This is a genomic window from Methylocella silvestris BL2, from assembly GCF_000021745.1.
GTDB lineage: Bacteria > Pseudomonadota > Alphaproteobacteria > Rhizobiales > Beijerinckiaceae > Methylocapsa > Methylocapsa silvestris.
Genome location: NC_011666.1, coordinates 3722999 through 3733557, shown reverse-complemented (window position 1 = coordinate 3733557; position 10559 = coordinate 3722999). Strand labels below are relative to the sequence as shown.

Below are 10559 nucleotides of genomic sequence, written 5' to 3'. Positions count from 1 at the left end.
TGAATTCAAACCATAAAATAACACATCACAAAACGCACTCAAATCAGGCGATTGGCCGCTGCAGCGCTTAAATCCTGGCCTCCCCTTCGGCGCGCGCCAGCTCCGGACCGAGTTCAGCGGCTGCGACTTGCTTGTTGCGTAAATGCAGAAAGAGGATGTCGCTCAGTTCAGGGCCGGCGCGGCGGCGCAATGCGTCGAGAATGGCCTCGTGCTCGCGCATCGCCTCCCCCCATCTGTCGTGCTTCCGGCTGAGATTGGCGCAAAACCGGACCCGCCTTAGGCGATCCGAGAAGCTTGCATAGGTGGCCGAGAGCACGGAGTTATGAGCGGCGTCGGCGATCTTCTGATGGATGGCCTGGTTGCACTGGAAATAGCTGTGCAGATCGCGGCGCAGATAAAAGCCATACATTTCATGGTGCAGCCGCTCGATTTCATCGAAGGCGTCCCCAGTAATGTTTTCACAGGCAAGACGGCCGGCGAGAGCTTCGAGCCCGCCCATAACGTCGAAGAGCTCAACGAGGTTTTTGGCGCTCAGCTCGCGGACCCGCGCGCCTCTGTTGGGCAGGAGATCAACCAGCCCTTCGGAGGCCAGCACTTTCAGCGCCTCACGCAGCGGCGTGCGGGAGATGCCGAACATTTCGCAAAGCTGACGCTCGGGAATGCGCGCTCCGCCGACAAGATTGCCTTCGACGATGTAATCGCGCAGGCGCACGAGAATTTCGCCATGCAATGATACGGCATGCGCCGGCCGACCCGATGCAGAAGCGTCGGCGCCGTCTTCCGGCCGGCGGGCATCGCTCGCAGGGGGCGCAAGAGCCCTCCCCCCATCTCCATCCATTGAGTCCATATGAATCAAATAACGTGTTTGCCCGGTTGGGTCGAGACGGTATTTTGAATTCAAAAATTCATTGCATCATGAAAAAATTAATGCACTAATCTGGGTTAAGAGAATTCCGGGCCAATCCCGGCCGCTGCATACGGGGATGGAAATGACAGAGCGCCACGGGCAACATTTCCTGCAGATTCCGGGGCCGAGCCCCGTGCCCGAGAGAGTGCTTCGGGCGATGAACAAACAGGTCATCGATCATCGCGGTCCGGAATTCCAGCTTCTTGGCGAAGAGGTTCTGGCGGGCTGCAAAAGCGTCTTCAAGACCTCCGGTCCGGTCGTCATTTACCCCTCATCTGGAACCGGCGCCTGGGAAGCCGCGATCGTCAACACCTTGTCGCCTGGCGACAAGGTGCTCATGGCCGAGACCGGTCATTTCTCCACCCTATGGCGTCAGATGGCGGCGAAATGGGGCCTTGACGCCGACTTCATGCCGGGCGACTGGCGCCGCGGCGCTGATCCCGTCGCCATCGAAGCGAAGCTGGCCGAAGATCGCTCCCACGCGATCAAGGCCGTGATGGTCGTCCACAATGAAACCTCGACCGGGGTCACCAGCCGAATAGGCGAAATCCGCACGGCGATCGACAGGACCGGCCACCCGGCTTTGCTCCTTGTCGATACGATCTCCTCCCTCGGTTCAGTCGATTATCGCCACGACGAGTGGGGCGTCGACGTCACCATTAGCTGCTCCCAGAAAGGTTTGATGCTGCCGCCGGGCCTCGGCTTCACGGCCATCTCCGACAAGGCGCTCGCCGCGTCAAAGACCAACAAATTCCCGCGGTCCTATTGGGACTGGCAGGAGATGCTGAAACCCAACGCTGCGGGCTTCTTTCCCTACACTCCGGCGACCACCCTGCTTTACGGGCTGCGCGAGGCGATCGCGATGTTGCTGGAAGAAGGTCTCGATCAGGTGTTTGAGCGTCACCATCGCCTCGCAGCCGCGACGCGCGCGGCTGTCCGCGCCTGGGGCCTCGAAGTGCTCTGTGAAGAGCCCTCCGAATATTCGCCGGTCCTGACGGCTGTGTTAACGCCCCCCGGTCACGACGCCGATCATTTCCGCAATGTGGTGCTCGAAAAATACAATATGTCGCTCGGAACGGGGCTGAACAAGCTGGCTGGAAAAGTATTCCGCATCGGGCATCTTGGCCAATGCAACGAGCTTGTCCTTATGGCGGCCCTGAGCGGCGTTGAGATGGGTCTGTCAGCGGCGGGAATCCCGCACCGCGCAGGCGGCGTAATGGCGGCCATGGCCGAGCTTGAAAGCCGCGACGGGACCAATGCCTCGCCTTTGCTCAAACTTGCCGCGGGCTGATCGCAATTCAGCGCAAACCTGCTGTCGGTGAGGAAAAAATGGTTGCGCGAGTGGCTGCGATGGAATGCGATGAGGCGACCGCTCTCGCGGCATTGCTGATCGACGCTCAGGAAACCGGCGCGAGCATAGGCGAGCTGCCCGTCAATGCGCGGATTTCCTCTCGCGAGGAGGCTTATCGCGTTCAATCCGCGTTAGCCCGGCGTCTTGGCCCTATTGTGGGCTGGAAGGTTGGACGCAAAGCTGCCGACGCTCCGGCCTCTCGCGCGCCTCTGTTCGCAAATCGAACGCATCCCTCCGGCGCCAAATTCGAGCGCGACGCCTTCCGGCTCTTTCTCCTTGAAGCCGAATTGGCGTTTCGCTTCCGCTCCGGCCTTCCGCCGATCGGGCGTCCTTATGCGCGCGATGAAGTCCTGACCGCGATCAGCGAAGTGGTTGTCGCGTTCGAGATCATCGACAGCCGCTTTCGCGACTGGCCTACGGTCGCTCCCGAGCTTCTCCTCGCCGACCTTCTGTCGCATGGGGCCATGGTGGTCGGCTCCGGGGTTCCTATGCCGGACCATCCCTCATTCATCAACACCAGCGTCAGCCTCGCCGTTGACGATCGCATGATTATCAGCCGCGACGGCGGCAATCCCGCCGGCGACGTCATCGACCTTGTCGTATGGCTGGCCAATGATCTCCTAGACGTTGGGGCGGCGCTCCGCGCCGGTGATCTTGTAACCACCGGCTCCTACACCTGTATGGAGCGTCTGGCTCCCGGCAGCAGCGCAGAAGCGTCATTTGCCGGCGTAGGGACTGTAACTGTCGCCCGGGACGCTTGATGCGTCGGCGCTCAAAGACCGGGCCGTCCGCTCTTTTGAAAAACATAAAATTAGTCTCGTAAAGGCGGCGCCAATCTAGAACCGCTTAGACGATCGGTGGGCCAAAAGAAGACATTCGGGAGGGTGTGAAGATGCCAAAGTTCAAGGCGACGCATGTCGTTCTGGCGCTTCTCTGTATCATGTATTTCATAACCTACATCGATCGCGTCAATATCGGCACGGCTGCGGGCGCCATACAGCGCGAGCTAAATCTCACGAATACGCAGCTCGGGCTCGTGTTCTCCGCCTTCGCCTATCCCTACCTCGTTTTTCAGGTTTTCGGGGGCTGGGTCGGAGACCGTTTCGGCGCGCGTCGGACGCTGTTCGCATGCGGGTTGATCTGGGCGGTGGCGACCATTCTGACGGGTCTCGTCAACGGTCTCTTCACATTGTTCCTCGCGCGCCTACTGCTTGGCTTCGGCGAGGGCGCAACCTTCCCAACGGCCACCCGGGCCATGCAATATTGGACGCCCCCGAGCCGTCGAGGCTTCGCCCAAGGGCTGACCCATGCTTTCGCCCGACTCGGCAATGCGGTCACGCCGCCTTTCGTCGCGCTCTTGGTGATCGCCTTCAGCTGGCGTGGCTCTTTTGTCCTGCTCGGCCTCATCAGCCTGGTGTGGGTGCTGGTCTGGGTTTGGTACTTTCGGAATGATCCGAAGGATCACTCCGGCATCACGGAGGAAGAACTCGCGCAGCTGCCCGTTCGCAAACCGGGCGCCAAGCTTCAAATTCCGTGGAAGCCTCTGCTGGCCCGGATGTGGCCGGTGACGCTCACTTATTTTTGCTATGGCTGGACGCTTTGGCTTTACCTCAACTGGCTCCCGCTGTTCTTCAAGAACAATTTCGGCCTGGATCTCAAGAGTTCCGCTCTTTTTGCGTCGGGTGTGTTTTTTGCGGGCGTCGTTGGAGACACGCTCGGCGGAGTCATCTCGGATCACATTCTGCGTCGCACGAACAATGTTCGACTTGCGCGGCTGAGCGTCACGATCGGAGGATTTCTCGGCGCCTTCCTATCGCTTCTGCCACTGCTCTACATCCACGACGTCACGTTGGTCGCGCTCTGCTTGTCGGCGGGCTTCTTCTTCGCGGAATTGGTCATCGGCCCGATGTGGTCAATCCCCATGGATATTGCGCCGAAATATTCCGGGACGGCTGCCGGGCTCATGAATACCGGCTCCGCCGCTGCGGCGATCGTGTCCCCACTGGTCGCCGGGTTTGTGATCGACGTCACGGCAAATTGGTTTCTACCGTTCCTCATGTCGATGGGATTACTTCTCGTCGGAGCGGCATGCGCCTTTATGATGCATCCTGAGAAGCCGTTCGAGGAACATGAAATGGTGGGTGGAACGGCAAAACTGGCGCCCGCCGAATGAATTAACAATTGGTTGCCTCTCACACGCGAAGTACGCGGCTACGAACCAACTTAGGAGCAAGACTGGTAGCGTTTTGGCGTCGTGCCGGTGATCTGCCGAAACATTCGACCAAAGTGGCTTTGACTCGAGAACCCCATCGTGGAAGCGACCTCGGCGACGGACATTTCTCCGTCGGCGAGGAGACGCTTCGCGACGGCGACCCGTCGGCTTAAGATATAGCGATGCGGGACATTCCCACGGAGCGGCAAAAGGCTTCCGAGAAATGGCCTGAGCTCAGGTGAGCGATAGCCGCTAGTTCGACAATGCCGAGTTCCCGCCCGAGATTTGCCTCCACGAAGTCGAGGACCCGCGCAAGCCGTCGCCGATCGAGTGCTCCCTTCATCCTTCGCGATCGCTCATCAACAGCCGAGTACCGACCGACAATATAGGCTGCGACGGCCAGAGAGAGCGATTCCCCATACAGGCGCCAGATGACAGCCAGAACGGATTTCTGTTTCCATACCCATCAAGAGACTTGCAAGATATTCGTCGTGGAGACCCGCCGCAGGCGCCCCTGACGCCGGCTCAATATGAGGCCGGCATGAGCGCCTCGTGGGGCGCCAATGCTGGCGCCGTTTTGGCTCAGTATCCGCTCAGCAACTATGGAAACGATACCGAACTGGCCTACAACCGGGTCGCGAGCGATCCGAAGAAATGCGGTGGTCTTCACGTCCTTAAATTATGGGCCGCCAAGGTTCCGACGTATGGATGGGACTTCACCTATACCAAGGCGCCCTTTTACTTCCCCAAAATGCCCTATCCAATGTCGCCCACGGGCAGCTTCCAGCCTCTGGCATCCCACACCACCGACATCCAGTTCCTGTTTCCGGGGTATCACGGCGGCCAGTTGGGAGTGAATTTGGACCAGACCACCGGGCTGCCGCGCGAACTTGAGGGGGCCGAACTTACCTTGTCCGACCAAATGGTGGCGGCGTGGACACTTTTTGCGAAGAACGGCGACCCGAACGGACCGAGAGCCGTCAGGTGGCCGGTATTTCCCCGATCGGGAGAGGCGACGTTCCTCAGACAGGATATCCCCAATGGCTCGGAAAGCGAAAAGCAGTTTAGAGCGAACTATAAATGTGATCTCTGGGATTCTGTCTTGACCTATCCCTTGTAGGAAACACTCAGGGCTGCGGCCGCCAGTTGGGCGTAGCCCGTTGTTCACAAAACTCGCATGCCGTAAGGCGCATGCCACGTGTTGCCGATTTCCGGGCCCAAATATAAGCAGATCCAAAACTCACACGTTTGATTACAGCGAGTATATTGTTCGATCAAATACTCAACTTATCGTGATTATTGTTCACGAACATCTTATCGGCTTTTTAGCTTTAGGCCAAAATCAAGCCATCAAAAGGCGTACCCTCCTGAAACAGGGCTCCGTGTTGCAAAAGGCTTTCATGTTTCGGCTTCGACTTATGCTGGCATTGCTTGGCGCAGCGGGCCTGGGCGCCGCGCTTTATTTTTCTTGGCCGGAAAGGACGAAAGCTGCCCGCCCCGTACCCGGCCCGGTCCCGGTGATGGCGGCCAAGGCCGAGGCGAAGGATGTCCCAATCATCCTGCGAGGTCTTGGAATCGTCACTGCATTCAATACCGTTGCGGTCACTAGCCGCGTCGAAGGCGCCATCACAAAGATCAACTTCAAAGAAGGCCAATATGTTCGCACAGGCGATCTGCTGATCCAGCTTGACCCGCGGCCCTTTCAAGCCGCGCTCGATCAGGCCAGCGCCAATCTCGCAAAAGATCAAGCCACATTGGCGAACGCAAAGGTCGACCTGTCCCGTTACTCCAGTCTTTTGACGCATAGCTTCGCGCCCGAGCAGCAGGTGGCTACCCAAAAAACGACGGTGCAGCAAACCGAGGCGGCCGTGCAAAGCGATGAAGCCGCGATCAAGGCGGCTCAGCTCAACGTCGATTATGCAGCTCTGAGGTCGCCGATCGACGGCGTGACCGGTATTCGTCACGTCGATATCGGCAATTTGATCCAAGCGAACAATCAGCAAAACCTCGTCACAATCACGCAGATCGAGCCTATCTACGTCATCTTCACGCTCCCGGAAGTCGACATCGACCGGGTTCGGCAGGCTATGAAAGAGGGTTCGCTAAAGGTCGAAGCTTATGCTTCGGACGACAAACGCAAACTGTCGGAGGGCGTGCTCGATCTCATCGACAACGCCGTTGATCCAACGACAGGAACAGTCAAACTTAAGGCGGAATTCGAAAATGCTGATCAGACGCTTTGGCCGGGCCAGTTCGTCAATGCGCATGCCGTCCTGCGCACGGTAAAGGATGGGGTGACGATTCCAGCAGCCGCGGTGCAGACAGGGCCGAACGGCGCCTTCACCTACAAGATTGACGATGAGTCGAAGGCGGTTATGCAGCCAATAACGGTCGTGCAAACGGAAGAGAACCTAGCGCTTGTGAGCGGCGCCCTCAAGGCTGGAGATCAGGTCATAACAATCGGACAATTCAGGCTTCAGCCTGGCGTAAAGGTTCGAGTCGAAGATCACATCCTGGACGCGGGACAGACGCTGAGCGACGCGCCGGTCGGAACCGACGGCGTCCAATGAATATTTCCGCTCCTTTCATACAGCGTCCAATCGCCACCATCCTGGTCATGGTCGCGCTCCTGGTCGCGGGGCTGATCGGCTACATTCTTCTTCCTGTCTCTGCGCTTCCGAGCGTCGATTTTCCGACTATCTCTGTTAGCGCCCAGCTTCCCGGCGCCGATCCAAAGACGATGGCCTCGGCCGTAGCGCAGCCGCTAGAGCGTCAATTTGCGCAGATCCCAGGCGTCAATCAGATCACCTCAGCGAGCGTGCTTGGAACGACCAACATCACGTTGCAGTTCGATCTCTCGCGCAACATCGACGGCGCCGCCGGCGATGTGCAGCAGGCCATCAATGCGGCGCAGGGCTTTCTGCCGAAGAACTTACCCAATCCGCCGACATACAGGAAAGTCAATCCAGCCGATCAGCCGATCCTGATCCTCGGCCTCACCTCCGACTCCATGCCATTGACGCAGGTCGATCAATTTGCCGACCTCGATATTGCGCAGCGTATTTCCACACTCGACGGCGTCGGGCAAGTCTCAATCTTCGGACAGCAGAAATACGCGCCAACGGTCCTGATCAATCCGCTTTCGCTTGCCGCCCGCGGGATCGGCCTCGACGAAATAGCCAGCGCCGTGATGGCTACGACGGCGAACCTTCCGGTAGGTTCATTGCAGGGGCCGACGCAAGCCTATCAAATCGCCACCAATGGGCAGCTCTTCCTCCCGGCTCAAATAGCCAAGGCGATCGTCACCTATCGCAACGGGGCCCCAGTCCGTATTGGCGACGTCGCGCAAGTCGTCGCCGGCGTGGACAGTCCGTTGCAGGCGGCATGGGTCGGCGAGCATCGCGGCGAAATGATCGGGATCTGGCGACAACCCGGCGCGAACACGCTGGAACTCGTCGATCGGCTGAAGAGCATGCTGCCGACCTTACAAGCTGGCGTCCCCCCGGCCATCAAGCTTTCGATCGTCAGCGACCGCTCAATCTCGATCCGCGACAGTTTCTCGGACGTCAAGATCACCCTCATGGGTACGATCGCGCTAGTGATTGTTGTGATTTTCGTCTTCCTGCGAGAGTTTTGGGCGACAATTATCCCAGCCCTCACGGTTCCACTCTCACTTGTCGGCACGTTCGCTGTGATGTTCGGGCTCGGCTACAGCCTTGACAATCTTTCGTTGATGGCTCTGACGCTTGCCGTCGGGCTGGTCGTCGACGACGCCATCGTGATGCTGGAGAACATCTTTCGTCATATGGAAATGGGGAAGGACAGGGTCACGGCGGCGCTCGATGGATCGAAGGAAATTGGCTTTACGATTGTGTCGATCACGATTTCGCTGATCGCCGTGTTCATTCCGCTGCTTTTCATGGCTGGCATTGTCGGTCGCCTATTCCGCGAATTCGGCGTGACCGTCACGGTCGCGATCGTGCTGTCGGCATTCATCGCATTAACATTATCTCCGATGATCGCGGCCCTCGTTCTTAAGAATCCGCACAGCGTCAAACATGGGCGGCTTTACCAGATGAGCGAGCGCGGTTTCGAAAAACTCGTCTCAGGATATGAGCATATTTTAAAACTTTCGCTACGATATCGCGCCCCCGTGATGATTTTGAACGTCGCGCTTATTGCGATTTCAATTTATCTTTTCATGAGCATGCCCAAGGGATTCTTTCCCCAGGAAGATACCGGAATGTTGACCGGCTTTATGCAAGCCGATCAGGATATTTCATTCGACGGCATGAAAGGGCGGCAAGAAGCTGCATTGCGTGTCCTTATGCAGGATTCTGATATCACCGCCGTGGGCAGCTTGATCGGCGGCAACGCCAGCTCGGGTTTCAATACGGGCCGCGCATTCATTCAGCTGAAGCCGGTTGGAGAGCGTCATGCGACCGCTGACCAGATCATCCAGCGGTTGAGACTGAAGCTCGCGGAAATTCCTGGGATCTTAACCTATCTCCAGTCGGTTCAGAACATTCAGCTGGGGGGTCGAATTTCACGCACCCAATATCAGTACACTTTACAAGACACCGACATCAACGAGTTGGACGTCTGGGCGCCTAAGCTGCTCGAAAAGCTGAAAGGATCGCCGCTGCTGCAGGATGTGGCCAGCGATCAGCAGACGGGAAGTCCAATGCTCATGATCGACGTCGATCGAGACGCCGCATCGCGGTTGGGCGTTAACATCTCCACGGTGCAACAGACCTTATCGGATGCTTACGGGCAGGCTTATGTGACGCAGATCTACGCGCCGCTGAACACCTATCATGTGGTGATGGAGGTCGAGCCAGAATTCCAGCGAGATGTCACCGCCCTCAGTCAACTCTACGTCCGCGGGAGCGGCGGAGCGATGGTCCAGGTGAGCCAATTTGCGAGGCTGAAGCCGATTCCCGGGACGATCGCGGTTAACCATCAGGGGCAGTTTCCGGCGGTGACTCTCTCGTTCAATCTTGCGCCAGGGACTGCGCTTGGCGAAGCCGTCGAAGCGATTAGACAGATCGAATCTTCTATGGGCAAGCCTACGACGCTACAGACGTCGTTCCAGGGCACGGCTCAAGAGTTTCAAAGGTCACTGGCGACGCAGCCGCTTCTGCTCGCCGCCGCTCTCTTCGCTGTTTATATCGTGCTCGGAATTTTGTATGAGAGCTTTATCCACCCCTTCACAATCCTCCTCAGTCTGCCTTCAGCATCCGTCGGCGCGCTCATCTCCCTCAAGCTATTTGGCTTGGACCTCAGCATGATGGCGATTATTGGCCTCATCATGCTGATCGGCATCGTCAAGAAGAATGCAATCATGATGATCGACTTCGCCTTACAGCGCGAACGTATCGACGGGCTCTCGCCCGAGCAATCCGTCTTTGAAGCCTGCGTGCTTCGGTTCCGACCGATCATGATGACGACAATGGCGGCGTTGTTCGGAACCTTGCCTATCGCATTCGGCATAGGCGCCGGCGCCGATTTGCGCCAGCCGCTCGGCGTCTCGGTCGTAGGCGGCCTGATTGTCTCGCAGGCGCTGACGCTTTTCACTACTCCCGTAACCTATCTTTATATGGATCAATTCAGTCGCTGGCTCGGCAAAGGCCGACGCAACAAGACGCCGCCAGACGCGCCGCGCTTGACTGAGCGTCACGGGGCGGACCAAGCGGCTTGAGAGGCTTCAGTCTCGTCGCCCTCCGGCTCTCACCGCCCCATGGCGCGCGTGCCTCGCTCATCTCGAAGGCCGATCGAAGATGCGCGACGGCCTCTCGCTTGGCAGCGGGCGTCACCATTTTTTTCCCAACATATCTTTCAGCGCGGCATTGTCGAGCATGGCGTCCGCCAGAGGCGCTTCCAGCGCGTGTTCTCGTCCTCCAGCGTCTTCAGCCGCTTGGCCTCCGACACGTCCATGCCGCCGTAACAGGCCTTTCACTTGTAGATGCTGGCGTTACAAGCCAGCGTTGAAGATCGCCGGGCGCCATCCGCGACGTCACCAAGCGCAATGACATCCTCCTCCACCCGTTCAGCAGATCGGGAGCCCGACTCTCGAAGGACCTCGAAAG

The 10559-nt window shown here is 58.3% G+C and carries 8 protein-coding genes and 1 pseudogene; 6 read left to right on the top strand and 3 right to left on the bottom strand.

Translation table 11 applies throughout. The annotated features are described in order from the left end of the window. Window positions 1-67 precede the first annotated feature (67 nt). Window positions 68-838, bottom strand: a complete 771-nt coding sequence (locus MSIL_RS17285) for a GntR family transcriptional regulator (RefSeq protein WP_012592369.1) — start codon at window positions 836-838, stop codon at window positions 68-70. Between the two features lie 151 nt (window positions 839-989). Between MSIL_RS17285 and MSIL_RS17280 the strand changes: the two genes are divergently transcribed. The 3 genes from MSIL_RS17280 to MSIL_RS17270 all read left to right on the top strand — a co-directional run bounded on the left by MSIL_RS17280 (window position 990) and on the right by MSIL_RS17270 (window position 4431). Beyond that, window positions 990-2198: a pyridoxal-phosphate-dependent aminotransferase family protein gene (locus MSIL_RS17280; RefSeq protein ID WP_012592368.1), complete on the top strand. Its 1209-nt coding sequence runs from the start codon at window positions 990-992 to the stop codon at window positions 2196-2198. Window positions 2199-2236: 38 nt separating this feature from the next. Further along, window positions 2237-3019 carry a 2-keto-4-pentenoate hydratase gene (locus MSIL_RS17275; protein ID WP_012592367.1) on the top strand — a complete coding sequence of 261 codons (783 nt, stop codon included), beginning with the start codon at window positions 2237-2239 and terminating at the stop codon, window positions 3017-3019. A gap of 131 nt (window positions 3020-3150) precedes the next feature. Then, the gene (locus MSIL_RS17270) at window positions 3151-4431 is read left to right on the top strand and encodes an MFS transporter (RefSeq protein ID WP_012592366.1); all 1281 of its coding nucleotides are present in this window, start codon (window positions 3151-3153) and stop codon (window positions 4429-4431) included. A gap of 50 nt (window positions 4432-4481) precedes the next feature. On the opposite strand, the gene MSIL_RS22385 is transcribed toward MSIL_RS17270, so the two are convergent. Then, entirely contained in the window at window positions 4482-4679 is a 198-nt protein-coding gene (locus MSIL_RS22385) for a helix-turn-helix domain-containing protein (protein ID WP_187148671.1), read from the bottom strand. A 266-nt stretch (window positions 4680-4945) separates the two neighbouring features. On the opposite strand from MSIL_RS22385, the gene MSIL_RS17265 reads away from it, so the two are divergent. The 3 genes from MSIL_RS17265 to MSIL_RS17255 all read left to right on the top strand — a co-directional run bounded on the left by MSIL_RS17265 (window position 4946) and on the right by MSIL_RS17255 (window position 10171). Continuing rightward, the gene (locus tag MSIL_RS17265) at window positions 4946-5590 is read left to right on the top strand and encodes a carboxylesterase family protein (protein WP_148213133.1); all 645 of its coding nucleotides are present in this window, start codon (window positions 4946-4948) and stop codon (window positions 5588-5590) included. 172 nt (window positions 5591-5762) lie between these two features. Next, a complete protein-coding gene (locus MSIL_RS17260; RefSeq protein ID WP_210160576.1) occupies window positions 5763-7040 on the top strand; it encodes an efflux RND transporter periplasmic adaptor subunit in 1278 nt (425 codons plus the stop codon). Continuing rightward, the gene (locus MSIL_RS17255) at window positions 7037-10171 is read left to right on the top strand and encodes an efflux RND transporter permease subunit (protein WP_012592364.1); all 3135 of its coding nucleotides are present in this window, start codon (window positions 7037-7039) and stop codon (window positions 10169-10171) included. The genes MSIL_RS17260 and MSIL_RS17255 overlap by 4 nt, the downstream gene beginning before the upstream one ends. Window positions 10172-10214: 43 nt before the next feature. Here MSIL_RS17255 and MSIL_RS21475 read toward each other — a convergent pair. Then, a pseudogene (locus MSIL_RS21475) lies at window positions 10215-10443 on the bottom strand (IS3 family transposase); the annotation flags it as partial. Window positions 10444-10559: the final 116 nt, after the last annotated feature.

Coding starts and splice junctions, on each gene's coding strand:
- MSIL_RS17285 (WP_012592369.1), bottom strand. CDS start 838: ATGGATGGAGATGGGGGGAGGGCTCTTGCGCCCCCTGCGAGCGATGCC.
- MSIL_RS17280 (WP_012592368.1), top strand. CDS start 990: ATGACAGAGCGCCACGGGCAACATTTCCTGCAGATTCCGGGGCCGAGC.
- MSIL_RS17275 (WP_012592367.1), top strand. CDS start 2,237: ATGGTTGCGCGAGTGGCTGCGATGGAATGCGATGAGGCGACCGCTCTC.
- MSIL_RS17270 (WP_012592366.1), top strand. CDS start 3,151: ATGCCAAAGTTCAAGGCGACGCATGTCGTTCTGGCGCTTCTCTGTATC.
- MSIL_RS17255 (WP_012592364.1), top strand. CDS start 7,037: ATGAATATTTCCGCTCCTTTCATACAGCGTCCAATCGCCACCATCCTG.